We start from the raw sequence: 22,560 nt of genomic DNA on the forward strand, positions 1-22,560 counted from the left end.
CTATATTATGGACCTATAATTTCGCATAACCGATTTTTGCCATGCAATCGCCTGTATATCAGCGACTTGCGGCGAAAATGCGATCCATATTGTGGATCGATGAACCTAAACAGGACTATTCAGGAGGGGTAGCAACAAGACATGCAGCAGGGCGATCTCTCGATCACGCGCAATCGAGAAGCCAGGTATCATCGAATTCCATGCCCGCAGTGGCTGCTTCGCACGAGACGATCACTGTCGTTTGCGCGGCACGCGCGTGTGCAAGAACGGCCGCAAGCAAGTCCCGGTCCTTGCAGACATCGATGTCGTCGATAAGGAGCACGGCCGCTGATCGGACCAGCGCTCGTGCGGCACGGATTCGGGCGGCCTGCATTGCACTAACGCGAGCAAGCTCCAGTCGCCTCTGGCTGCTGTCTGGAGGTCTATCGACTGCCAGGCCGCACAGCGAGGCCGTGGCGATTATCTCTTCCAGAGAGGTCGCTGAGGGCGCTCCCAGGGCAATATTGTCGACCATCGTTGCCCGCACCAACGGGATCGCCGGCGACAAAAGGGTGATTGCCCGGCGCCGGTCGCGCTGCGAAATCTTGTTGACGGGGATGTCATCAAGGAAAACCGCCAGGCCGCTGTTTTCCTCAAAACCTGCGATGCTGGAAAAAAGCGCGCTGCGTGCTTCAGGCGTATCACCGCCAAGCAGGATCGAGGCGCCGGGCGCGGCCTCCAGCACTTTTGACGGCGTGCCGTTTCGGCAATGAAATTCAATGCGCAGCCGCCGGCCTGACGTCGAGCGCGGCAGGGGAATTGGATTCACAGGATCCGCAAGGACCGGCCTTGCCAGGATGGAGGCAATCCGGCGGCGGGACTCGACATAGGCAAGCCGATAATCGGCGGCGCGAGCGAGGTCGGAAAGCTGGCCAACCGTCAGTCCGGCGAGGAGCAATAGCGTGCTGAGATCGCCAACGAGAATCGCCGGGCGGCCCGAAAACGCATAGGCCACGAGGATGACGACGATCACGGGCATGACGAAGTCGCTGGACGCGCGCGCAGCCCCCGACCACCCTGCCCGGCGAACGAGCCACATGTTGAGCGCTTCCGACATCCGGTCGATCTTGCGTGTGGACGTTCCGCTTTTGCCGAAATGGGCAAACGCCGCCCGGGCGACAACGATGTCGCCGAGACGGCCGGCAAGCCGTCCCCGCCTCCGCCGGCTTTCGCGGATGGCCCGGTGAAGAAACGGCAGGGCAACAAGACAGACGATCGACCAGGCAAGAACGCCGCAAAGCAGGAACGGCGCAACCCCTGGGGCAAGCCAGAATGCGCCAAGCACGATGAGAACGACGGAAGGACCCGCAACAAAGAGGGAAGCCACGCCGTCGGCCAGCCAGGATCTGATGGCGGAGAGGTCGGTGACAAGGCGGGTCATTACCAGGCCGAGACCGGTCCGGCCGGCGCCAGGCGGCAACGCGAAGAGTTGCTCGACCAGCAGTCTGCGGACCTCGCGCACATAGTCCAGTGCAAAAGCTGCCCCCTGTCGGCGCTGCATCACCCCGAGTGCGAAGAGCGCGATGCCGAGCGAAAGGCTGGCCACGATCAGCCTGCCCTGCCCGAGCGGCTGCGGTTCCCCGGAAACCGCCGCACCGACGATGGCGACAAGAGCGAGCGACGTGGCGGCCTTGGCAAAGCCGATGGCGACAAGAACCGCAAGGGCGACCAGTCGCGTGCCGATCAGGATTCCTGGTAGAGGCATTGTGCACCTCCAGCGATCACCATCAGGCGCGGGTTCAATATCCCTGAGACTATGCTTGCCGCGGTCGCCGGATCGGTGAGTTCCTTGACGCCATAGACAGTGGCGTTGGCAGCGCCTGCTTCCCGGCGCGCCAGCGGCGAGCAGGTCAGAAGCCCGCTGAGCCCGAGCACGTCGTATCCAAGCTCGCGCAGCCTTTCGCAGCCCGCCACCGCCCCCATCGCATCGCCTGCGGCAAACAGCACGCCGCCGGTCAGCTCGCGGAATTTCGGGGACTTTGCCAGCGCCGCCGTCTCGGACTGGAATAGCCCATCCGCGACCTCCAGAACCGCGATCTCCGCCCCGGTGGCGGCAAGAGAATGCAGCAAATGCTGCGCGCCCTCGACGATGGCATCGATTGGGGCAAGATAGGTCGTGGCAAAGCTGGCATCAGTGAAATCAAGAGCGGCGCATGCTCCGGCATCCATCATCGACCAGAGATCATTGCCGGCTCCGGTTCCGGTCACCTTTGCCGCACCAACTGCGAAACCTGCCCTGGTCAAACCACGCACGAGGCTTGCAGCTGTTGTCGTCTTGCCCGAATTCATCGACGTTCCGAAGACAACGATTGTCGGCGGGGTGAGCCGCGCCGGCTGCGGCGCGACCGCAAAGTCTGCAACGTTCAGAACGCGGCCGCATGAGTTGGTGACGAGGCCGAGCGGCACGATCGCAGTCGGAGACATGGTCTTGTCGTGCCATGCCAACGCCCGCGAAGCCACTCCGCCTGCCGCCACCATATGGCACGGTCCGAGATCTGCCGGAACGATCGCCTCGAACTGATCAGGGGCGTAGCGGTTGCCGTAGGCCAGGACGACTTCGTCCGTCGCGGCAAGTGCCGCCTTGCGTCCCGAGGGCAGCTCGACCGACTTGTGGTGACCGAGCGCCTCGATCCGCGCGAGCACCAGGTCGCCTGCCTTCGGTTCGGCGAGAGGCGAAAGCAACTTCCGCATGCGCTCAGTGGGAATTCGGCGGGTCGTGAAAGCCCGCTTGGCCTTCGCGATGCGTTCGCAGTCAAGAATTTCCATTGTGGTCTGTCCGGTCACCAAGGGGGCGCTGTTACCTGGGGGAGAACGCGGTTGAACCAGGATTATTCTCGGTGGAGTTGCAATTCTTTTCGCCACGATGGCGCAGACCCGAGCCACGGGCCCGCGCACACGCGGACCCGATCAAAAGGCCTCCTGCCTTGCCGCCAAATCGTGTTTCTCGGGCAGGCGGGCTGTTCAGGCGCCCGGTGCGATCAGTTTCAGCGATGGAAAATAGGTGCGGTAGCGGCCAACGTCGCGGGTGAACAGCGGCAGTTCATTGACGGCCGCATGGGCGCCAATGAAGAAGTCAGGCAGCACGCCAGTGCGCGATCCGCCCGATTCGCGATACTGCGTAAAGACTTTTCCGGCGAGGAACAGTGCTGCCCCGGGCATCGGAGCCATTTGGAGACCGGCTTCGTCAAGAAACGCGTCGATACTCTCGATGCGGTCATAGCGGACGGCAAGTTCGGCATAGAGCGCATCGTTGATCAACAACGGCCCATTGAGGCTTGCCGCCTCAAGCTGGGCGATCGACCAATCCGCCCAGTTCGCATCGTCCGTGACAAGATCGAGCAAAACGTTGGTGTCGACCAGCGTCACGCGTCGCCACGCGTCAGTGCCATGATCGCGTCGGTGTCGAGCCCCTTGCCGGCATGGCCGCGCAATTTCGCGAAGCGGCTCACGGGCTGCTTCTTGTCACTACGCATAATCACCACATTGCCGTCATCGGTGCGGCGGAAATCAACCTTGCTGCCCGGAACGATTCCGAGCAGGTCCCGGACCGGCTTCGGGATGGTCACCTGTCCTTTGGCTGTGACTGTGTTGGTCATCTCATCTTGCACGTTGGTAATACCCATTTTCCACAAGGTATTACCATGTCAGGCGAATTTCAACCTCCGCAAGCGGCTGCCAAAGCCATGATTTTGTGACTTGTTTTCCCAGGCGCGCCTGTCGACGTCGTAATCCGCAGGCACGCACCCTATCTACGCCGCATGAATGACATCACGAACAGACGCGCGCTTCTACTCATCAATCCAAAGGCACGACGCGGGCAGGAATCTCTCGCACCGGTCGTCGAGCGGCTGGAAACCGGAGGGCTCCGCGTCAGCGTCGAGACATTTGAGGCACTGCCCGAGATAGCACGCGACATCGTGCGCCTTCGCCATAGGGCCGATCTTGTGATCGTGTGCGGCGGCGATGGCTCGGTGTCCTCGGCGGCGGTCGCGGTCATGGAAAGCGGACTGCCGATGGGCATCATTCCGATGGGGACGGCGAACGATCTGGCGCGCACCCTCGAAATTCCGTTGGATCTTGGGAAGGCGGCCGACGTCATAGTAGAGGGCGGACGACGTCTGATCGATATCGGGACCGTTAATGGACACGCTTTCTTCAACGTCGCGAGCATCGGCCTCAGCACCGATCTTGCCCAGGGGCTGGATCCGGCGCTGAAGAAGCGTTTCGGCAGGTTTGGCTATGCCTTGGCGGCCATGAAAGTGTTGACCAAGGCCCGCCACTTCGAAGCAAGGATTACCGAAAAGGGCGCAACGACCGAAGTCAAGACCTACCAGATAGCGGTCGGCAACGGCCGCCACTATGGCGGCGGCAACGTCGTCGAGGAGACCGCGGAGATCGATGACGGCCATCTCGACCTGTACAGCCTGGAAATGACGAATCTCTGGAAGATGGCGCTCTTGTTGCGTTCGTTCCGCTCGGGCACGCACGGCGCCTGGAGCGAGGTTCGCACGGCCAGATGCGTCGAGTTCGACATCGAGACGAAAAGGCCGATGCCGGTGAACACCGACGGTGAGATCGTCACCTCGACCCCGGCGCATTTCAAGGTTCACCCGAAGGCGATTTCGGTGTTCGCGCCTGCCGCCGCGCGCATACAGCCCCGCACAAGGGTGCTTGGTGACGCGGTCAGCGCAAACAGCGGCTAGACTGGCGACCAAGCGCGCGTCGAACAAACCCAACCGCCCGCGGTCATCTCTCGATCAGGAGTCGGCGCCCATGGAAGAACGTCGCGGGCTGATCGGGCAACAGCAACATAGCCTTCCGGGCATGTCTTCGATCATTGCTTGACGAACGCGCCCGTGTAGGTCTGGCCGGCAAGCCTGACGGTTCCGGCCAGGGTTCTGTCGGGCCGCATGACAAAACTGACGTCTGCGCCATTCGGCAGGCGCTCGAGCTTCAACGTAGTCCCCACAATTCTTCCAACGCCGGCGGCCTCTCCCGGATGGTTGTCGCCCAGAGTTCCCCACGCATAGGTGACCGTCACCTTGCCATTGGAAGAAATTGTCTGGACGGCAAGTTTGGCATCATACATCCCCTCCAATCGTCCGGCCCATAGACCCGAAAAAGCAGCATATTTTGTCGGGACGGTCTTGGCAGGGGGAGTGACCGCCACGGATTGATCAATAATTGCCGAGCCGGAAGGAACAGCGGCAGGATCCGAGGCGGTTTGGGCAGGAATGGGTCCAGGTCCTAACGCAGGTTCGACAGTGGGTCGCGGCGTTTCAGGCGCCGATTGGCACGCGGTTATGGCAAGCGCCGCGAAGCCAAGCATTGCGTTGCACATTCGGCGTGCCATCATCTGGTGCCCCGGCCATCTCTGAATCTAGCGCAGCCTAACCTTATCGCGCGTTTTCATGACCTCTGTCTACCCAAGGCATCTCGTACGACAGTGGCTCGTCGAAGGACGTGCAGTGGTCGTGAGTGAATGCCTCCATTCGTCGCCAAAGCAGCCGCCATGGTGATATAAAACGTATTCGATTCAAAGATTTATGCCATAATTTCGATCTATTTTCTACGCTTTTGGCTTTCGACCACAGATGCCTTAGGCTGCTATCGATGCAGTCGCTGCCGTTTCGGCGGCGACGCCGTCCACCATGACATGACCGATGCCCCGCGAGCAGCGCTCGATCCTCGCCTCGACGCGGTACACATCACGCAAAAGCGCCGGCGTGACGACCTCTTCCGGCGCGCCGCAGGCGACCATCCGCCCCTCGGCGATGACGATGCATTTGTCGGCGAAGCGCAGGGCCTGATTGAGGTCGTGAATTGCGATCAACACCGCAATTCCGTGCTTGCGCGCAAGCGCGCGCATGAAGGTCAGCACCTCGACCTGCCGGTGCAAGTCAAGCGCGGACGTCGGCTCGTCCATCAGCAGGATTTCAGGTTCGCGAGCCAGGGTCTGGGCAATGCTTACCACCTGCCTTTGCCCGCCGCTCAATTCTCCGACGTTGCGAAAGGCAAGATCCGAGATGCTGAGCGCGGCCAGGATGCCGTCTATGAGTGCGAGGTCGCCGTCGCTGACCGACCATGCCGAGCCCTGCTTGCGGGCGAGCAGAATCGATTCATAGACGGTCAGCACCGCGTTGGCTGCCGTATCCTGCGGCATATAGCAGATGCCGTCCGGCCCCTTCACCGCTCCCTCGAGGCAGACGCGTCCCGGGCCCTTCAGAAGTCCTGCGATGCGCTTGAACAGCGTCGACTTGCCCGCTGCGTTGGGTCCGATCACGGCGACAACCTCGCCACCCCGGAAAATGGGAGTTGAAACATCCGAAAGGACGAGCCGCGCCCCGTGGAAGGCTCCGAGACCATCGAGCCTGATCGTTACCATGTGCGCCTCACATTCGAGAGGATAAGCGAGATGAAGAAGGGAATGCCGATAAGCGAGGTGACGATGCCGATCGGGAAGATCGTCCCTGGAACGAGCGACTTGCTGGCAACCGAACTCGCCGAAAGGATGAGCGCCCCCGAAAGCGCCGAGGCGGGCAGGAAGAAGCGCTGATCTTCTCCGATCAGCATGCGGGCGATGTGCGGACCGACAAGCCCGATGAAGCCGATCGTGCCGACGAAGGCGACGGGAATGGCAGCAAGGAGGCTCACCATCATCATGGTTTCGAGCCTGAGGCGTGCGACCTTGACGCCAAAGCTCGCGGCCTTGTCTTCGCCTAGCCGCAGCGCCGTCAGCGCCCAGGCGCGGCGCACGAATATCGGAAGTGTTGCGAGAAGGATGAGGCTGGTGATGATGAGCTTGGGCCAGGTGGCTTTGGTGAGGCTTCCCATCGTCCAGAACACGACCGCGGCGAGCGCCTGCTCGGAGGAAAGATACTGGACGAGCGACAGCAGCGCATTGAAGGTGAATACGAGCGCGATGCCGAGAAGCACGATGGTTTCGACCGTCACGCCGCGCTTGAGGCTCAGAAGGTGGATGACGAGCGCGGTCAGCATCGCCACCACGAAGGCGTTCAGCGGCACGATATATTCGATCGCCGCCGGGATCAGCGCGACGCCGAAGGCGAGCGCGAGGGCTGCGCCAAAGCTGGCCGCCGCCGAAATGCCGAGCGTGAACGGGCTGGCGAGCGGATTGTTGAGGATGGTCTGCATCTGCGCACCGGCGACCGACAGTGCTGCGCCGACGACCACTGCCATGAGCGCGATGGGAAGCCGGATGTCCCACAACACGACGCGCACCTGAAGCGGCACACTGCCGGGAGAAACCAGGGCGAGCACCACCTGGTCGAGGCTATAGCTTGCGGGCCCGAGCGCGAGGTCGATGCAGAGGCTCAGCAGCAGCGCCAGGGCGAGCCCCGCCAGGATCAGCTGCTTGCGCAGGACAAGGGCGCGGTAGAGCCCGCGCCCTTGTTTGGCTGACAGTGCGGCCGGTTCACTGCTCATCGGAGAGCGAGACCCAATGGCCAGGCCTGTACCCGACCGGCAGGAACTTCTCGTGCAACTCCTTGAAGGTGGCCTCGGCGTCGAGATCGGCGAACAGGTCGGGATGCAGCCATTTGGCCATCTGCTGTATGGCGACGAACTGATAGGGGCTGTTGTAGAACTGGTGCCAGATGGCGTGGACCTGCCCGTTCTCCACCGCCTTGATGCCGGTTAGCGCGGGCCGCTCGGTCAGGCCCTTGAGTTTCTTCAGTGCCGCGGCTTCGTCGGCGCCGGGACCGACGCCGACCCATTTGCCGCCCGGCACATAGGCCTCCCAATTGCCGCCCGTCACAATCACCTGGTCGGGATCGCTGGCGATGATCTGTTCGGGATTGAGCGCGCCAAACGTGCCCGGGATCAGGTCGGCCGCGATATTGCCCCCGCCGGCCATGTCGACGAACTTGCCAAAATTGTCGTTGCCGAAGCTCATGCAGCAATCATCGGAATAGCCCCCGGCGCGATCGATGAACACGGTCGGGCGCTTGGGGTTCTTCTCTGCGATCACATCGGTGACGCGCGCGATCTGGGCCGCGCGGTAGGCGATGAACGCCTCGGCCCGCTGTTCCTGGCCAAGCAGCTTGCCGATCAGGCGCATGCTCGGCTCGGTGTTGGTGAAGGGTTGCTCGCGGAAATCGACATAGACCACCGGAATGCCGACGGCGGCGAGCTTCTCGATGTATTGCGCGTCCTCGGTTGCCTGCTTGGACTCGATGTTCATGATCATCACGTCCGGCTGAAGTGCGATGGCCTGCTCGATGTCGAAGGTGCCGTCCTTGAAACCGCCGAAGGTCGGTATCGCCGCCATCGACGGGAATTTTTCCAGATAGACGGCGTAATTGTCCGGATCGGCCTGGGAGAAATCCTCGCGCCAGCCAACGATGCGCTTGAAAGGGTTGCCGGTATCGAGCGCGGCGATCAGGTAGATCTGCCGGCCTTCGCCGAGGATGACCTTCTCGACCGGCGTCTTCACCTCGACCTTGCGGCCGGCAATGTCGGTGACGGTCTCGGCGCGCGCGCCTGGGGTAAGCGGCATCAAGGCCGCCAGCACGACCGCGGCCGCAAATATCGAGTTCAAAATCATTGGGCTCTCGCAATTCAGTTGCCGGCCTCGCTTAAGAAACATGAATTGTATAATCAAGAATTTTCTTTTAGAGCAATTCCAATGTAGCCGCTTTGGGGAGTGCGTTTCGGGCAATGACGGCTCACGCAAACTATTCGCTGCGCGACGAGATTCGGGACTATTGGTCCGACCGCGCCGAGACATTCGACCTGCAGGTCGGCCACGAGATTTTTTCCGAGCAGGAGCGTGCCGCCTGGCACGCGCTCTTAACCACGCACCTTGGGCCAGGCACCGGGCGGGCGTCTCTGGATCTCGCCTGCGGGACTGGCGTCATTTCGCATCTGATGCACGATCTGGGCTTTGTGGTGACAGGCCTCGACTGGTCGGAAGCCATGCTTGCCAAGGCGCGTGCCAAGGCACAAAAACGCGGCGCCGATATCCGCTTCATCGTGAGGGATGCAGAACGGACGCTCGAAGACAGGGCGAGCTACGATGTCATCGTCACCCGTCACCTGGTCTGGACGCTGCTCGATCCGAAGGCGGCCTTTGCCGAATGGTTCTCGCTGCTGAAGCCCGGCGGCAGGCTGCTGGTCATCGACGGCGATTTTGTCAGCCGCAACTGGGCGACGCTTTTGCGAGAATTTTGGGAGAAGCTCACGGCCGGCAAGTCCCGGGTCTCGGACAATGACGGCGCCGCCATGGCTAGACGTCACCAGAACATTCTTGCCCGTGTCTATTTCTCAGGCGGCGCACGGGCGGACGAGATAGTTCGCTTGCTGGCCGAAGCCGGGTTCGAGCAGCCGGTCGTGGACTGGAAACTGGGCGCGATCCATCGCGCCCAGGCTCGACAGATGAGTTGGCCCAAGGCGCTCGAACGCGCCACTCAACACCGCTTCGCGATCTGCGCGACAAAGCCGCAGTAAACGACTCGGCGCTGCATGGAGCGGGCGCGGCACGACAGGCAATAGCTGCCGGTCTGCGTCAGCTCAGATGCGCCACCGCGGATTATTTCTTCTGGTTGGCGTCCTGCAGGATCATCTCCGATGCCTTCTCCGCGATCATGACCACTGGAGAGTTGGTGTTGCCGGAAACGATCGTCGGCATGATCGAAGCGTCGACGACGCGCAGGCCAAAAATGCCGTGCATCCGCAGCCGGCCGTTTACCACTGCCGTCGAGCCTGCGCCCATCTTGCAGGTGCCGACCGGGTGGAAAATCGTCGTGCCGATATCGCCGGCCTTGCGGACGAGATCTTCGTCGCTTTCATAATGTGCACCGGGCAGCATTTCCTCAGGCGCGAAACGGGCAATGGCGCGCGCCTTCATCAAGCGGCGGACGTGGCGGAGCGATGCTACAGCCACAGCCCTGTCTCCCCCGGTAGACAAATAGTTCGGCCGGATCTTCGGAGCCGCCTGCGGATCGGACGCCTCCATGTGGACGGTGCCGCGGCTTTCCGGTCTGAGATTGCAGACCGAAACCGTGACCGCGGGGAAACGATGCAGCGGCTCGCCAAGCCGGTCAGTGCTCAACGGCTGGACATGGTATTCGAGATCGGGCGTCTCCAGGCGTGGGTCGCTTCTGGCGAAGATACCAAGCTGGCTCGGCGCCATCGACAGCGGTCCGCTGCGACGGATAGCGTATTCGACGCCCATGGCCGCGCGGCTGAACAGATTGTGGTAGCGCTGGTTTAGCGTCGAGGCGTTGGCGACCTTGAAGACTGTGCGTATCTGCAGATGATCCTGCAGGTTCTCGCCGACGCCTTCCAGCGCGTGGCGAACCGGGATTCCTGCTGCGCCAAGCACGGCAGGTCGGCCGACGCCGGAAAGCTCGAGCAGCTTCGGCGAATTGATCGCGCCAGCGGCAAGGATCGTCTCGCCTGCCCGCGCACGATGCAGTTGGCCGCCCATGCGAAAGACGACGCCTGTGACGCAAGCTCCGTCGAAATCCAGCGTCTCGGTCTCGGCGCCGGTGACGACGCGCAAATTCGGCCGCCGAAGCACGCCCCGCAGGAATGCTTTCGAGGTATTCCAGCGCACGCCCTTCCTCTGGTTGACCTCGAAATAGCCCGACCCTTCGTTGGTCCCGCCGTTGAAATCCTCGGTCCGAGGGATGCCGAGTTCCTCGGCAGCATCGCGGAAGGCATCCAGGATCGGCCAGGACAGGCGCTGGCGCTCGACGCGCCATTCGCCACCGGCGCCGTGGAGGTCGTTGGCGCCACCAAAATGGTCCTCGGACTTGCGGAAATACGGAAGCACGTCATCCCAACCCCAACCGAGATTCCCAGCTTGCCGCCAGCCATCATAGTCGGCCGCCTGGCCACGCATGTAGATCATGCCGTTGATCGACGAGCAGCCGCCCAGAAGCTTGCCGCGCGGATAGTTGAGCGCACGACCGTTCAGCCCGGGCTCCGGCTCGGTCTTCATCAGCCAATCGGTGCGCGGGTTGCCCATGCAGTAGAGATAGCCGATGGGAATGTTGACCCAGTGGTAGCGGTCGCTGCCGCCGGCTTCCAGAAGCAGCACGCGCATGCCTGGATTGGCCGACAGTCTGTTGGCCAGCACGCAGCCGGCTGAACCCGCGCCGACGATGATGAAGTCGTACTGTCCAAAATCGGCAGCTGTCTGTGTCAATGGGCCGTCCGTTCGCTTGCCATCCTGTCCCATAGCGGGCCCATGGCCTGGTTGATCTCGCCATAGAGACGATAGCGCTGCTCATAAACCGGTGCGATCGCGCTATTGGGCTGGTAGCAGCGGTCGGGCGCGGTCATCGCGGCGGCGCCCGCAGAGAAGTCGGCAAACAAGCCGACGCCTGTCCCAGCTGCAATTGCAGCTCCCAGCGCACCTGTCTCGCGGCCGCGCGCCACGGTCACCGGCACATCAAGCACATCGGCGAATATCTGCGGCCAGACGGCGCTGCGCGAGCCGCCGCCCGAAAGAACCGCCTGGCTGACAATGGCTCCCGCTCGACGCAGCGTCTCGACATGGCGCCGGTGCTCGAAGACGACGCCCTCGAACAGTGCGCGCAGCATATGCGCCCGCGTGTGCCAGCCGGCGATGCCGTAGAAACCGGCACGCGCCTTGCCGTTCTGCTGCGAGCCGTAAAGGAATGGGTGGTAGATCGGCATGTCTCCCGCGGGATCGACGGAAGCAACAAGCTCGCTGCAGATCTCGAATGGCGATGCGCCTGCCGGCGGCGCATGCTCGAAGAACTCACGCACGATCCACTCGAGATTTGCGGCCGAAGTGGCGCTCGATTCGATGGCGAGATAGCGCACCGGATCGAACGTCGACAGCATGAAGATCGACGGATCGCGGATCGGCTCCTGGGTGATAACCTGATTGATGCTCCAGGTGCCGGCAATGATCGAGGCGGCGCCGGTGCTGGTGACGCCCGAACCGATGGCGCTGGCGACGACGTCGAACAGGCCCGCCACCACAGGCGTACCCGCAAGAAGGCCGGTGGCAGCGGCGACATCGCGCGTGATATGGCCGGCGATGTCGGAGGCTTCCAGCACGTCCGGCAGCAGTTCCATGCAATCGTCGAGACCGTAGGCGGCCAGCAACTCTCGCTCGTAGCGTCGATCAGGCATGCGCAAAAGCCCGCAGCCCGACATATCCGAGGTCTCGGTCGAGCGCGCGCCGGTGAGGCGGTTGACGATAAAATCCTTGCACAGGAAGACGGTGCCTATTTTGGCAAAAAGTGCCGGATCATGGCGCTTGAGCCACGCCAGCAGAGTCGGCGTCTGCGCCGCCCAGGGCCGTTGCAGGCAATGCATATAGGTCCGGTCGCCAACGCCTGCGGCCGCCCACTCGCTGACGATGCCGACGCCGCGCGTGTCGAGCGACTGGATGCCGAGCAGCGGGTCGCCGCCGCGGTCCAGCGCGTAGAGCCCGTTGCCGTGGCCGGCGCAGCCGATCACCGCAATATCGCCAGAGTCGATGCCCGATTGGTCGAGGCATTGGCGGATGACCTCGACGGCGTTACGCCACAATTCGCCGAGGTCTCGCTCGACATGGCCGGGCTTTGGCATGCAGGAGCGGCCGTCGCGAGTGGCAAGCGCCATCTCGCGACCTGCGGTGTCGAAGATGATGGCCTTGATGACGGTATTGCCCGCATCAAGACCAAGAATGTATCGCTGCATTGAAGCTCCTCCCAAGCTGCAAAGATTACTGTTGCTGGTAGAGCTCCCAGGCCGCCGCACCGTCGGCATTCTCATGGATGATCGCCATCAGTCCTCTCACGACGGCGCGAGGGTTGGAATGCTGGTATATGTTGCGGCCATAGACCATGCCTGCCGCGCCTTGTGCCATCAGCGCCGCCGACTTGTCGAAGACTGTGCGCAAATCCTCCCTGCCCCCACCGCGCACAAGGACAGGACAGCGCGCCGCCGCCACGACCCGGTGGAAGTCGCTCGGATCGGTGGTCGGATCCGCCTTGATGATGTCGGCGCCCATCTCGCTGGCGAGCCGGGTCAGGGTGACGATCTTTTCTGGGTCGCCGTCGACCATGTAGCCTCCGCGTTCTGAATTGGGCAGCATTGCCAGCGGCTCGATCATCAGCGGCAAGCCATATCTTTCACAGTCGGCGCGAACCCTGGCGATGTTGTGGACGCATTGCCGAAACAGGTCCGGCTCGTCGGGCAGCATGAATAGATTGACGACCACGCAGGCCGCGTCCATCTCCAGCGCGCCGATCAGCGGCTCGGCTTCGTTCTGCAGGATGGCCCACATCGAGCGATGGCGGGTTTTGTTGTATGGATTGCCCATGTCTATGCGCATGACCAATGCCGGCTTGTCCTTGCCGGGCAGGGACTGCAGCAGATCGGCCTGGCCATAATTCATCTGAATGGCGTCCGGCCCCGCGGCGACCAGCTGGCCGACGACGCCGGCCATATCCTCCAGCCCCTCCAGGAACGACGGCTCGTTGCATACGCCATGGTCGATTGCGACGTCGAGACAACGCGCCCCGCCGAACAGCCGGTTCATGCGGACTTTCTTGTTGATGCGCATTCGGCGCTCCTTCCTTGGTCTTTTTGCGATAGCTGGTCGAGATCGACGCCGTGCTGGCGCTGCAGCAGGGCGAGGAAATCGGTGCGCTCGAATGTCTTGCGCGCAGCGTCCCAGCTCTTTTCGACTGCGAGAATATCGAGAACCGCATCGAGAAGGTCGCAAGAGAGAGCACCGGTGATGGCAATTGTCGTGCGGCGGAGCAGCAGGTCCTCCAACTGCTCGACATATTCATTGGCGATGAGATACTGAATCTCCCGGACCGAGTAGTCGCTGCCAGGCAAGAGCTCGTCCTGTCCCGCTGCCAAAAAGGCGGCGACGGCATCCGCCACGGTGCCGTAGCGCTCGAAGAGGCTGCGCATGCGGTCAAGCGACAGGCCATGCACCGCCGCGCGCTCTGCGCACCATTTTTCGGGGGCCATGGGAAAATGCCGGCCGCCGCCGATCGGCATGTTTTCGGTGCCGACGATGCGCTGTCGGCACAATCGCCCGAGCACGATATCCGCTGCCAGTTCGCCGAACGACCGGAAGGTTGTCCATTTCCCGCCGATCATGCACAGCGTCGGCGGCACTATACCGGCGCCCTCGATGAGCTCGCAGAAATGATCGCGGGGAATGCGCCCGGTAAAACTGTCCTGGCTTATCGGTAGCGGCCTCACCCCGGTGAACTGAAAGACGATGTCGCAATCAGCGATCTCGATCCCGGGAAACACGAAGGACACGGACTGCCGGATGTATTGCCGCTCGTCGTCCTCGCAGCGCGCCTGGTCGGGATCGTCGGCACGGATATCCGTCGAGCCGACCAGCACATTGCCGAGATAGGGGAACAGGATGCAGATCCGGCCGTCCTCGTTCTCGTAATAGATCATGTGGCCGTCGAGGGCGTCGTGAAGCTCGCGATTATCGACGATCAGATGCGATCCTTTGGTGCCGCCCATAAACTTGGGCGCAACGGCTCCGATAGCCGAATTGGTCAGGTCGATCCAGCCGCCTGTGGCGTTGACGACGAGCCGCGGCTTCACGGCAACTGTTTCGCCCGACAGTCCGTCGTTAAGCGCAAGGCCCGCGTCACCGAGCGATACGCGTGCATAGTTGAGCGCTCGAGCGGATGGCTTTTCCTTCATGGTGTCGCGCAGCATCTCGGTACCCAGCCGCTCGGGGTGGCTGACCCAGGCGTCAAAATATGTCGCCGAATTGCGGACAGCAGGGTTTATTGCGGGCCAGACCTCGAGTGTTTCAGCGCGGCTCCTGAACTTGTGCGTCGGGACGATACGCCGTGCGGCGGTGAAGAAATCATACATCGCCAAGCCGGTCTTGATGACCAATGCGCCGCGCCGACCCGGACGACGGCTTAGCCCAAGGAAGCGGAACGCGCCATTTGCCATGCCTGAGAACAGGTCGAAGATAGGCACTGTGGTTGGCAGTGGCGCAACGTAATGCGGCGCGTTCTTCAATAGCCGATCGCGTTCGAGCAGAGATTCGCGAACCAGCTTGAACTCGCCGTTTTCAAGGTAGCGCAAGCCGCCATGAACCATGCGCGAGAGGGCTGCGCTGGCGCCGCCACAATAATCACCCTTTTCGGCGAGCAGGACATCGACGCCCTGCAAAGCGAGTTCGCGAAACACGCTGATGCCGTTGATGCCGCCGCCTATGACGAGGACGTCAACATCGGGGTTCTCGCGCAAGCCGGCGATCGTCTGGATGCGATTCATCTCAGGACGCGCTTTCGATCACGCGTCTATCGCTACGAGATGCCCGGCCACCGCCGCATCGATCGTCCCCAGTTCCGCCGCGCTCAGTAAAATCTCCCCTGCCCTGGCGTTGTCGAGCGCCTGCGTGGCCTTTCGCGCTCCACACAACGCGAAGGTGATGCCGGGCTGCGCCAGCGTCCAGGCGATGACGATCTGCGCCATGCTTGCCTGGTGGACCTCCGCGACCGGGGTCAGGGCATGTTTTAACGCAGCTACCTTGCGCCGGTTAGCCTGAGAGAAGCGCGGATTGTCTTTGCGCTGGTCGTCGCCGCTGAACTCACGCGCCGGATCGATGGCGCCTGAGAGCAGGCCGAGTGCAAGCGACGAGTAACTGAGTGCTGCAACTTGATGCTGGCGCGCGATCGGCAGCAATGTCTGCTCGATGTCGCGATCCAGCATCGAATATCTTTCCTGGATCGCGTCGAGCTGGCCAGCGGCGACATACTGCTGCAGCTCGGCAGCATTGAGATTGCTTGCGCCGATGGCGCGGATCTTGCCAGCGGATTTGAGGCGTTCGAGCGCTTCCATTGTTTCGGCAATGGGTGTCGTCGGGTCCTGCCAGTGGGTGATGTAGAGATCGATATAGTCGGTGCCGAGCCGCCGCAGGCTCTGTTCCACTTCGTAAGCGATGCCGTCGGCGCCCAGATATCGGTTCACCGGCGTTCCATCCTGATCCAAGAAGTGGTTGCCCTTTTTCGAATGCCAGTTCAGGCCGCATTTGCTGGCGATGACCGCGCGGTTGCGCCGGCCCTTGATGGCCTTGCCGACGATCTCTTCGCTGCGGCCGAGGCCGTAAGCCGGCGCAGTGTCGATCAGCGAGACGCCGGCATCGATGGACGCCTGGATGGCGGCGATCGATTCTGCTTCATCCGTGCCACCCCACATCCAGCCGCCGATGGCCCAGGTGCCGAGTCCCACCGCCGAAGCGACAACGCCGGACTTGCCGATTGAGCGGTTGATTTGTCGAGAATTCATGCTGCATTTCCTTCGGCGAGCTCGAGGATCTTCAAGCCGGTGGTTTCGTCGGTGACGAGAGTATCGAGGTGAGAGCCGCGCATGGCACTGAGGATTGGGACCACCTTGCTGGCGCCGCTGGCGACCCCGATCGACTGCGGAATGGTCGCGAATTCCTCGAGCGTCAGCGAGACCAGCGAGCGGTTGAGGCTGTAGTCGGCGAGCTTGCCGTCGCCGTCTATGAGATGGGCGAGCAGCTCGCCCGCCGCCCCCGAGCGCTCGATGGCCAGCCGGTCGGCGCTCGAGGATGGGTGCAGATCGTAGTAGCTCGAATCGTCAGCCAGGATGGAGCCGATGCCGACCACCGCAAGCGTTGCTTCGCGCGCCTTGTTGAAGACGTCCGAAACCGCCCGGACGCCCATCAGCATGTCACGTTGGGCCGGGCTGTCGGCAAACAGCGGCGCGTGGATCTGATAGGCGCGGCCGCCGAGCTTGTCGGCCATCAGAGACGCGACATGATTGACGTCGGTGTAATGCTTGCCCTGGACCAGGCCGGTCGCGGGAACTACCTCGACGTCGTAGCCGCGGCTCGGCTTGAGGCCGGCGACGACGGCACTCACCCCCTTGCCCCCGGTAATGGAAATCGTGTCGCCGTCCTTGATCGTCTCGAGCACCAGCCTGGCTGCGGCCTCACCGACACGCTGAAGCGCAGTCTGCGGATTGTCCGAAACGGAGGGGACGACGACGGCCCTTTGGAGTCCGCCGATCGCGACAAGTCGCGCCTCGATGTCGATCAATTGCTCGACCGGCGACTTGATCTTGATCTCGACAAGCCCGAGTTGATGACCGCGTTTGATGAGGCGGTTGACGGTCGCATGCGAGATGCCGAGCTCCTTGGCGATTTCCGCCTGCGTCTTGGCTTCCATGTAATGAAGCACAAGAGCCTGATACATCTGGCGGACGATCGTGACGTCGTCCCGCGAATTGGGTGGTGACATGATGGATGCTCAACTCTCGCGCTGCTGCTCAGGACTTCCTGCGGTGCAGGAAGTGGTCGATCGATACCGCCGCGAGCAGGATGCATCCCTTGATCATGTCCTGCCAATAGACGGAAACGTCGAGCAGGATCAGCGAGCTTGTGACGACCGAGAGCAGCGCCATGCCCAGTATGGCGCCGAAGATGGTACCCGAGCCGCCATTGAGCGATGCTCCGCCAATCACCGCCGCGGCGATGATGTTGAGCTCCATGCCAGCGCCGAAGGTCGGGGTCGCAGCGCCAAAGCGTGACATATAGATGACGCCTGCAAAACCCGCGAGGGTGGAGCAGAGAACCGTGACCCAGAATGTGACCTGCTTGGTCTTGATGCCCGAAAATTGGGCCGCCTTCTCGTTGCTGCCGGTATAGAAGACCTTGCGGAAGGCCGTGGCACGCCGAAGCAGAAAATCGAAGATGGCCACGACCACGACAAAGATGACGATGACATAAGGCACATTGCCGAAGCTGCCCTGGCCGATCGCCTTGAACCCGGGCGGCAGGGTGAACAGCGACAGCGGGGTTCCCTTGGTGATGACAAGGCAGAGACCGCGCACGATCACCATCGCCGCCAGCGACGTGATGAAGTGATTGAGCCCGATAACGGTCACGAAGAAACCCATCACCGCGCCGATCAGCGCGCTGGCGCCTATGCCGATGAGGCTCGCGGTCCATGGGTCCAGACCCATCAGGAACAGAGCGCCTGACACGACCATGGAGAAGCAGACCACCGACCCGACGGAAAGGTCGATGCCGCCTACAATGAGGAGTATCGTCATGCCGACCACGACGATGCCTTCAATGGAGAAGCTCATCAGCATGGCGCGGAAATTTCCCCAGGTCAGGAAATGCGGCGAAGCGAATGTCATGGCGATGCACAGCGCCAGCATGATTGCGATCAGCCCCGCCTCGCGCATTGACCCAAGACGCAGCCAGTTGCGCCCGCCAAGCCCGGGGGCGCTCGCCTTGATTTCGGCGTCCATGAGGGTTCCTCCGGTCTGTCTAAGCGACATTCTGAACCTGCCTTGCGTTTGATCGTTGCTGCCGGAGACCCGAAGCCAGCAGCATGATTGCCTCTTCGGTCAATTCGTCAGCCCCCAGTTCGCCGACGATGGCACCTTCGTGTATGACAAGCACCCGGTCGCTCAGCCCGATCAATTCCGGAAGCTCGGATGAAATCACGATGACGCCGACGCCCCGCTCGGCGAGATCGCGAAGCAGGCGATGAATTTCCACTTTGGCGCCGACATCGACCCCGCGTGTGGGTTCGTCCAGAATGACCACTTTGGGGCCGACTGACAGAAGCCTGGCGATGGCGACTTTCTGCTGGTTGCCACCGCTAAGCGTCGACACCTGTGTCTCGATGCCGCCCATGCGCACACCGTGGCGCAGGACCAGGTCGGTGGCTTGCTTTGCCTCGGCGCGGCGATCGAGCAGCCCAAGCGGCGTGGTCAGCTTCCGAAGGTCGAGCGCGGAGATATTGGATGCAACCGACAGGTCGAGGAACAGGCCGGACGCCTTGCGGTCCTCCGAGAGGTAGACCAGGCCTGCGCGCACCGCATCGCTGTAGGTCCTGATGCTGACCGGCTCGCCGTTGAGTTCGACCGATCCCGACACTTTCGGGCGCAAGCCGCAAACGGTCTGGACCATCTCGCTGCGACCGGCGCCAATCAACCCGCCGATACCAAGAATTTCGCCTGCTCGAAGCGTGAACCCAACGCCAGCGGAACCCTGTCGATAGGCGAGATTTTCGACCGACAGCACAGGGCGGTCGCTACGCCGTTCAGGCGAGAGCTTTTCGGGATAAAGCTGCGTGATTTCGCGCCCGACCATCTTGCGCACGACATCATTGGGAGTGACCGAAGCGATAGAATCGGTCGCTACGTATCTGCCGTCACGAAACACCGTGACGCGGTCGCACAGGCTGAAGATCTCCGCCATGCGATGGCTGATGTAGATGATTGAAATTCCGCGCGCCTTGAGATCGCGGACGATTGCGAAAAGGCGCTGCGCCTCGGTCTCGGTCAGCGCGGCCGTCGGCTCGTCGAGCATCAGCACCCGGCATTCGAGCGTCAGCGCCTTGGCGATTTCTACAAGTTGCTGGTTGGAAATAGAAAGGTCGGCGACCGGCGTCTCGACCGGGATCGGCGCCAGCAGGTCCATTATCTTCTGCGCATCGGCGTAGAGCCGGCGAAAATTCATCAGCGGCGCGCGCCGATTGTTGACGGCCGCCATGAGGATATTCTCGGCCACCGTGGCATCCTGGCAGAGCGCGATTTCCTGATGGACGAGGCCTATGCCAAGCCGCTGCGCGGCGGATGGCGATGTGATGGTGACGTTCTTGCCTTCGAGACGAATGGCGCCTTCGTCGGGTTGCACAATGCCGGCGATGATATTCATCAGCGTGGACTTGCCCGCGCCGTTCTCGCCGCACAGCGCATGAATTTCGCCGCGCTGCAGCGTGAAATCGACCCCGGTCAGCGCTTTGATGGCGCCGAACGATTTCGAGATGTCGCGGATTTCAAGAATGGCGGCGGCAGTCACTCCGTCCCCCTTCAGCGTTGAAATTGATGATATGGCCCGGGTCGACGGGGCGCGAACCCGCCCCGTCCGGTCGAGCATTCCGAAGGAGTTCCGAGAGCGGCGGGCCTTATTCCTCGATGCCCTTGGTGCCGCGCCGCTTGAGGTAGGCGTCCCAATAGAAATCGTCGGCATTTTCCGCGGTGACGATCGAAAAGCCGTTGTCGACGAAGGGCACGCTCATGCCGTTGAAGCCCGACCGCCGGGCGTCGTTCATCGGATCGATCAGTTCAGGATGCTTGGCCAGCCACAGCAGCATGAACCCCATATAGCCCTGCATCCCCTGGTTCGGGTTGACTGAGCCAAAGATCTCGCCGGCCTTGATCATGTCGAGGATCTTGGCGTTGACGTCGGCCAGCATGACCCGGATCTTGCCGCCGCCTTCCTTCGCGGCCTGAGCTGCGCCGATTGCCGAGTTGGCTTCCGGCATGAACACCGCGCCGAGATCGGGATGCGCCTGAGCAAGGCTGAGCACGGCCTGATAGGCCTTCGTCGCATCCTGGTTCGACGCAGCGCGGCCGACGAGCTTCATATCCGGCCATTTGGCTTCCATGCGGGCGATGAAGGCGGCAATGCGCTTGTCGTGATTGTCCTGTCCGGGGTTTTCGAGGACCGCGTATTCGCCCTTGCCGTCCATCGCCTTGGCGACTGCATCGGCAGCATAGGTGCCTTCGGCGACGTTGTCGGAGGTGATGTAGGATACGCGTTTGGAGTTGGGCGAGTCTGCAGCGAATGTGACTACTGCCGTTCCCTGCTCAATGGCCCGATTGATTGGCTCGATGAAGGGATCGGAGTTCATCGGATGGACCAGGATGCCAGCCGGCTTCTGAGCCAGCGCCTGGTCGAACGTCGCTATTTGCTTGTTCACGTCGTATTCGGGGGTCCCGGTATATTCGGTCTCGCAGCCGAACTGTTTTCCAGCCTGCTTGAACATCTCGTAGACCGGGAACCAGTATTCGACGCCGGAAACCATGACGTTCATGACGTATTTTTCACCCGGCTCGCACTTGAACGGGTTAGCGGCCTGGGCAGCGGCGTGGCTTGCCCCCAACACTGTGGTGGCGGCTGCCGAAATGGCGAGCATGCTCAAAAATTTGCGCAAGAGTCCTCCCTCGGCCGAAGCCTGGTCAATTGGGCGGTCGGACACTTGCGTGCCGCCGCTTGTGGTTGATGAGGCCGAACCTCCTCCCGAGGCCCAGCAGTTGATCATTCGCAGCAGTTGGCTCGAGTGTCAATAAAATTCACATAGAGAAATATATTTCACGCCTGCTTGGTGCGCCTGGCCGACCGAGACGACAAGCGTCGCCATCGCAGCGGCCGTCCTCGTTCACGAGGACCGGCGCCGAAGCCGTTAGGGTCGCCAGTGTTGGTGATTGAACAGCCAGGCAAGCTCAGGTCAGCGGTTTCAACTGACCTGGCGATGCTTTCCTGAATGACCTACGACCGTTGTAGGTCAAGGCAGGCAGGGATTGAATGTCAGGGACGGGCCTTCTTCCCCTCTCAGGGGACTTCAGATCGTCCAGCCTTAGACATGCACGGCAATCGAATTGCGCTCCACCAAGCGGGCCGCCAGGACACGGTGCTCGAAAGGTAAGGTGGCCTCCGCCAGCCTCTTCAAGAGAAGCTCCGCCGCCGCCGCTCCGATCAAATGGGCGGGTTGCGCGATGGCTGTGATACCTTGTGCCACGAACTGCATCCAGTCGAGATCGTCGAAGCAAAGCAGCGAAACGTCTCCTGGAATCGCAAGCTTCAGTGCGGAAGTCGCCTCCAGAACGCCTGTCGACATCACACCGTCGGCGGTGAATAGAGCGGACGGCGCATTGCGCATCGTCAGCAGATCGAGCGCCTCTTTGCGGGCCGCCTCGCTGGAATAGACCGTCACGCGGCGGATCAACTGCAGATCCGGCTCGATTCCTGCGGCACGATGAGCTTCCAGATAACCCAACAGCCGTTGCCAGCTTGGATGATGGTAGCGAACCTCGGCGCTGGAGAGGTCAGCGTTCGCCACAAACGAGCCGACATCATCGCGCTGGCCCGGACCTAGTTCGGCCAGTATGCCGATGCGGCTGTGTCCGGCCTCAATCATTGCAGCGATGCTGCTGCGCGTTACAGACACGTTGTCGACCACCACGGTATCGGTTTCCAGGCCCGCCACGATGCGGTCGAACTGCACCACGGGACAGCGGGCCGCGACTGCCTCACGAAGATGATCCGGCTGATCCGCGAAGGTCGACGAGACGATCAAACCGTCGACCTGTTTTTCCAGCAGCAGTTGCACTGCCTCTCGCTCGAGTTCGGCATTTTCGTCACTATTCGTAACGATAACCCCGAAGCCGCCACGGCGCGCAACATCCCCTATCCCACGCAAGACGCTCGCGTAGAATGGGCTTTCGATGTCGCCGACCACAACTCCGATAGTCTGCGTCTTACCGGTGATCAGACCTTTTGCCAGGCGATTGGGGCGATAGCCGAGCGCAGTTGCGGCGGCGCGCACTTTCTCCTGAACCTCGGGGCTGCTGTAGCCATAGTCGCCAAGCACACGCCCCGCAGTGGCGGAACTGACCCCGGCGCGGCGAGCAACCTCTATGATGGTTGCGTTTTTTGACGATCTTTGAATCACTCAGCAAGCCCCGCCGCCCATTCGTGCGTCGCAA

The 22,560-nt window shown here is 62.0% G+C and carries 20 protein-coding genes; 2 read left to right on the forward strand and 18 right to left on the reverse strand.

Translation table 11 applies throughout. The annotated features are described in order from the left end of the window. Positions 1-163: 163 nt before the first annotated feature. The 4 genes from AC0L15_RS03455 to AC0L15_RS03470 all read right to left on the reverse strand — a co-directional run bounded on the left by AC0L15_RS03455 (position 164) and on the right by AC0L15_RS03470 (position 3,635). Positions 164-1,744, reverse strand: coding sequence for an ABC transporter transmembrane domain-containing protein (locus AC0L15_RS03455; protein ID WP_287244841.1), 1,581 nt, complete (start codon positions 1,742-1,744; stop codon positions 164-166). Then, a complete protein-coding gene (locus tag AC0L15_RS03460; RefSeq protein WP_287244844.1) occupies positions 1,723-2,805 on the reverse strand; it encodes a P-loop NTPase family protein in 1,083 nt (360 codons plus the stop codon). Before AC0L15_RS03460 ends, AC0L15_RS03455 begins: the two co-directional genes overlap by 22 nt. Positions 2,806-3,000: 195 nt before the next feature. Next, positions 3,001-3,405 carry a type II toxin-antitoxin system VapC family toxin gene (locus AC0L15_RS03465; protein ID WP_287244846.1) on the reverse strand — a complete coding sequence of 135 codons (405 nt, stop codon included), beginning with the start codon at positions 3,403-3,405 and terminating at the stop codon, positions 3,001-3,003. Continuing rightward, the gene (locus AC0L15_RS03470) at positions 3,402-3,635 is read right to left on the reverse strand and encodes an AbrB/MazE/SpoVT family DNA-binding domain-containing protein (RefSeq protein WP_287245640.1); all 234 of its coding nucleotides are present in this window, start codon (positions 3,633-3,635) and stop codon (positions 3,402-3,404) included. The genes AC0L15_RS03465 and AC0L15_RS03470 overlap by 4 nt, the downstream gene beginning before the upstream one ends. Positions 3,636-3,797: 162 nt before the next feature. Here AC0L15_RS03470 and AC0L15_RS03475 point away from each other — a divergent pair, with 162 nt between their 5' ends. After that, a complete protein-coding gene (locus AC0L15_RS03475; protein ID WP_287244848.1) occupies positions 3,798-4,742 on the forward strand; it encodes a lipid kinase in 945 nt (314 codons plus the stop codon). Positions 4,743-4,873: 131 nt separating this feature from the next. Here AC0L15_RS03475 and AC0L15_RS03480 read toward each other — a convergent pair whose 3' ends face one another. From AC0L15_RS03480 to AC0L15_RS03495, 4 genes are all read right to left on the reverse strand, one after another. Further along, complete coding sequence (locus AC0L15_RS03480; RefSeq protein ID WP_287244851.1) at positions 4,874-5,368, reverse strand: hypothetical protein; 495 nt, start codon at positions 5,366-5,368, stop codon at positions 4,874-4,876. 270 nt (positions 5,369-5,638) lie between these two features. After that, a complete protein-coding gene (locus AC0L15_RS03485; protein WP_128167883.1) occupies positions 5,639-6,424 on the reverse strand; it encodes an ABC transporter ATP-binding protein in 786 nt (261 codons plus the stop codon). Next, positions 6,418-7,485, reverse strand: coding sequence for a FecCD family ABC transporter permease (locus AC0L15_RS03490; protein WP_128245204.1), 1,068 nt, complete (start codon positions 7,483-7,485; stop codon positions 6,418-6,420). Before AC0L15_RS03490 ends, AC0L15_RS03485 begins: the two co-directional genes overlap by 7 nt. After that, positions 7,475-8,605 (reverse strand): ABC transporter substrate-binding protein, encoded by a 1,131-nt coding sequence (locus AC0L15_RS03495; protein WP_473495898.1) that lies wholly within the window; start codon positions 8,603-8,605, stop codon positions 7,475-7,477. Before AC0L15_RS03495 ends, AC0L15_RS03490 begins: the two co-directional genes overlap by 11 nt. A gap of 113 nt (positions 8,606-8,718) precedes the next feature. Here AC0L15_RS03495 and AC0L15_RS03500 point away from each other — a divergent pair, with 113 nt between their 5' ends. Next, the gene (locus AC0L15_RS03500; protein WP_287244853.1) at positions 8,719-9,507 is read left to right on the forward strand and encodes a class I SAM-dependent methyltransferase; all 789 of its coding nucleotides are present in this window, start codon (positions 8,719-8,721) and stop codon (positions 9,505-9,507) included. 82 nt (positions 9,508-9,589) lie between these two features. Here AC0L15_RS03500 and AC0L15_RS03505 read toward each other — a convergent pair whose 3' ends face one another. From AC0L15_RS03505 to AC0L15_RS03550, 10 genes are all read right to left on the reverse strand, one after another. Next, positions 9,590-11,212 (reverse strand): GMC family oxidoreductase, encoded by a 1,623-nt coding sequence (locus AC0L15_RS03505; RefSeq protein ID WP_287244855.1) that lies wholly within the window; start codon positions 11,210-11,212, stop codon positions 9,590-9,592. Beyond that, positions 11,209-12,723 carry an FGGY-family carbohydrate kinase gene (locus AC0L15_RS03510; RefSeq protein WP_287244857.1) on the reverse strand — a complete coding sequence of 505 codons (1,515 nt, stop codon included), beginning with the start codon at positions 12,721-12,723 and terminating at the stop codon, positions 11,209-11,211. The genes AC0L15_RS03505 and AC0L15_RS03510 overlap by 4 nt, the downstream gene beginning before the upstream one ends. Positions 12,724-12,748: 25 nt before the next feature. Then, positions 12,749-13,591 carry a class I fructose-bisphosphate aldolase gene (locus tag AC0L15_RS03515; protein WP_287244859.1) on the reverse strand — a complete coding sequence of 281 codons (843 nt, stop codon included), beginning with the start codon at positions 13,589-13,591 and terminating at the stop codon, positions 12,749-12,751. Further along, entirely contained in the window at positions 13,564-15,300 is a 1,737-nt protein-coding gene (locus AC0L15_RS03520; RefSeq protein ID WP_287244862.1) for a glycerol-3-phosphate dehydrogenase/oxidase, read from the reverse strand. Before AC0L15_RS03520 ends, AC0L15_RS03515 begins: the two co-directional genes overlap by 28 nt. 18 nt (positions 15,301-15,318) lie before the next feature. Continuing rightward, positions 15,319-16,314: an aldo/keto reductase gene (locus AC0L15_RS03525; RefSeq protein WP_287244864.1), complete on the reverse strand. Its 996-nt coding sequence runs from the start codon at positions 16,312-16,314 to the stop codon at positions 15,319-15,321. Then, on the reverse strand, positions 16,311-17,291 hold the full coding sequence (locus AC0L15_RS03530) for a sugar-binding transcriptional regulator (RefSeq protein WP_023799691.1): 981 nt from the start codon (positions 17,289-17,291) through the stop codon (positions 16,311-16,313). The genes AC0L15_RS03525 and AC0L15_RS03530 overlap by 4 nt, the downstream gene beginning before the upstream one ends. A gap of 28 nt (positions 17,292-17,319) precedes the next feature. After that, the gene (locus AC0L15_RS03535; RefSeq protein WP_287244866.1) at positions 17,320-18,309 is read right to left on the reverse strand and encodes an ABC transporter permease; all 990 of its coding nucleotides are present in this window, start codon (positions 18,307-18,309) and stop codon (positions 17,320-17,322) included. Between the two features lie 19 nt (positions 18,310-18,328). After that, positions 18,329-19,870 carry a sugar ABC transporter ATP-binding protein gene (locus tag AC0L15_RS03540; protein ID WP_287244869.1) on the reverse strand — a complete coding sequence of 514 codons (1,542 nt, stop codon included), beginning with the start codon at positions 19,868-19,870 and terminating at the stop codon, positions 18,329-18,331. A gap of 106 nt (positions 19,871-19,976) precedes the next feature. Next, positions 19,977-21,008, reverse strand: a complete 1,032-nt coding sequence (locus tag AC0L15_RS03545; RefSeq protein WP_027156384.1) for a substrate-binding domain-containing protein — start codon at positions 21,006-21,008, stop codon at positions 19,977-19,979. Between the two features lie 423 nt (positions 21,009-21,431). Beyond that, the gene (locus tag AC0L15_RS03550; RefSeq protein ID WP_287244872.1) at positions 21,432-22,526 is read right to left on the reverse strand and encodes a LacI family DNA-binding transcriptional regulator; all 1,095 of its coding nucleotides are present in this window, start codon (positions 22,524-22,526) and stop codon (positions 21,432-21,434) included. Positions 22,527-22,560: the final 34 nt, after the last annotated feature.

It is taken from the genome of Mesorhizobium sp. WSM4846, from assembly GCF_055811415.1.

What these genes read in the sequence shown, in the direction of transcription:
- AC0L15_RS03455 (WP_287244841.1), bottom strand. Translation starts at nt 1,744, where the DNA reads ATGCCTCTACCAGGAATCCTGATCGGCACGCGACTGGTCGCCCTTGCG.
- AC0L15_RS03460 (WP_287244844.1), bottom strand. Translation starts at nt 2,805, where the DNA reads ATGGAAATTCTTGACTGCGAACGCATCGCGAAGGCCAAGCGGGCTTTC.
- AC0L15_RS03470 (WP_287245640.1), bottom strand. Translation starts at nt 3,635, where the DNA reads ATGACCAACACAGTCACAGCCAAAGGACAGGTGACCATCCCGAAGCCG.
- AC0L15_RS03475 (WP_287244848.1), top strand. Translation starts at nt 3,798, where the DNA reads ATGAATGACATCACGAACAGACGCGCGCTTCTACTCATCAATCCAAAG.
- AC0L15_RS03480 (WP_287244851.1), bottom strand. Translation starts at nt 5,368, where the DNA reads ATGCTTGGCTTCGCGGCGCTTGCCATAACCGCGTGCCAATCGGCGCCT.
- AC0L15_RS03485 (WP_128167883.1), bottom strand. Translation starts at nt 6,424, where the DNA reads ATGGTAACGATCAGGCTCGATGGTCTCGGAGCCTTCCACGGGGCGCGG.
- AC0L15_RS03490 (WP_128245204.1), bottom strand. Translation starts at nt 7,485, where the DNA reads ATGAGCAGTGAACCGGCCGCACTGTCAGCCAAACAAGGGCGCGGGCTC.
- AC0L15_RS03495 (WP_473495898.1), bottom strand. Translation starts at nt 8,605, where the DNA reads ATGATTTTGAACTCGATATTTGCGGCCGCGGTCGTGCTGGCGGCCTTG.
- AC0L15_RS03500 (WP_287244853.1), top strand. Translation starts at nt 8,719, where the DNA reads ATGACGGCTCACGCAAACTATTCGCTGCGCGACGAGATTCGGGACTAT.
- AC0L15_RS03510 (WP_287244857.1), bottom strand. Translation starts at nt 12,723, where the DNA reads ATGCAGCGATACATTCTTGGTCTTGATGCGGGCAATACCGTCATCAAG.
- AC0L15_RS03515 (WP_287244859.1), bottom strand. Translation starts at nt 13,591, where the DNA reads ATGCGCATCAACAAGAAAGTCCGCATGAACCGGCTGTTCGGCGGGGCG.
- AC0L15_RS03520 (WP_287244862.1), bottom strand. Translation starts at nt 15,300, where the DNA reads ATGAATCGCATCCAGACGATCGCCGGCTTGCGCGAGAACCCCGATGTT.
- AC0L15_RS03525 (WP_287244864.1), bottom strand. Translation starts at nt 16,314, where the DNA reads ATGAATTCTCGACAAATCAACCGCTCAATCGGCAAGTCCGGCGTTGTC.
- AC0L15_RS03530 (WP_023799691.1), bottom strand. Translation starts at nt 17,291, where the DNA reads ATGTCACCACCCAATTCGCGGGACGACGTCACGATCGTCCGCCAGATG.
- AC0L15_RS03535 (WP_287244866.1), bottom strand. Translation starts at nt 18,309, where the DNA reads ATGGACGCCGAAATCAAGGCGAGCGCCCCCGGGCTTGGCGGGCGCAAC.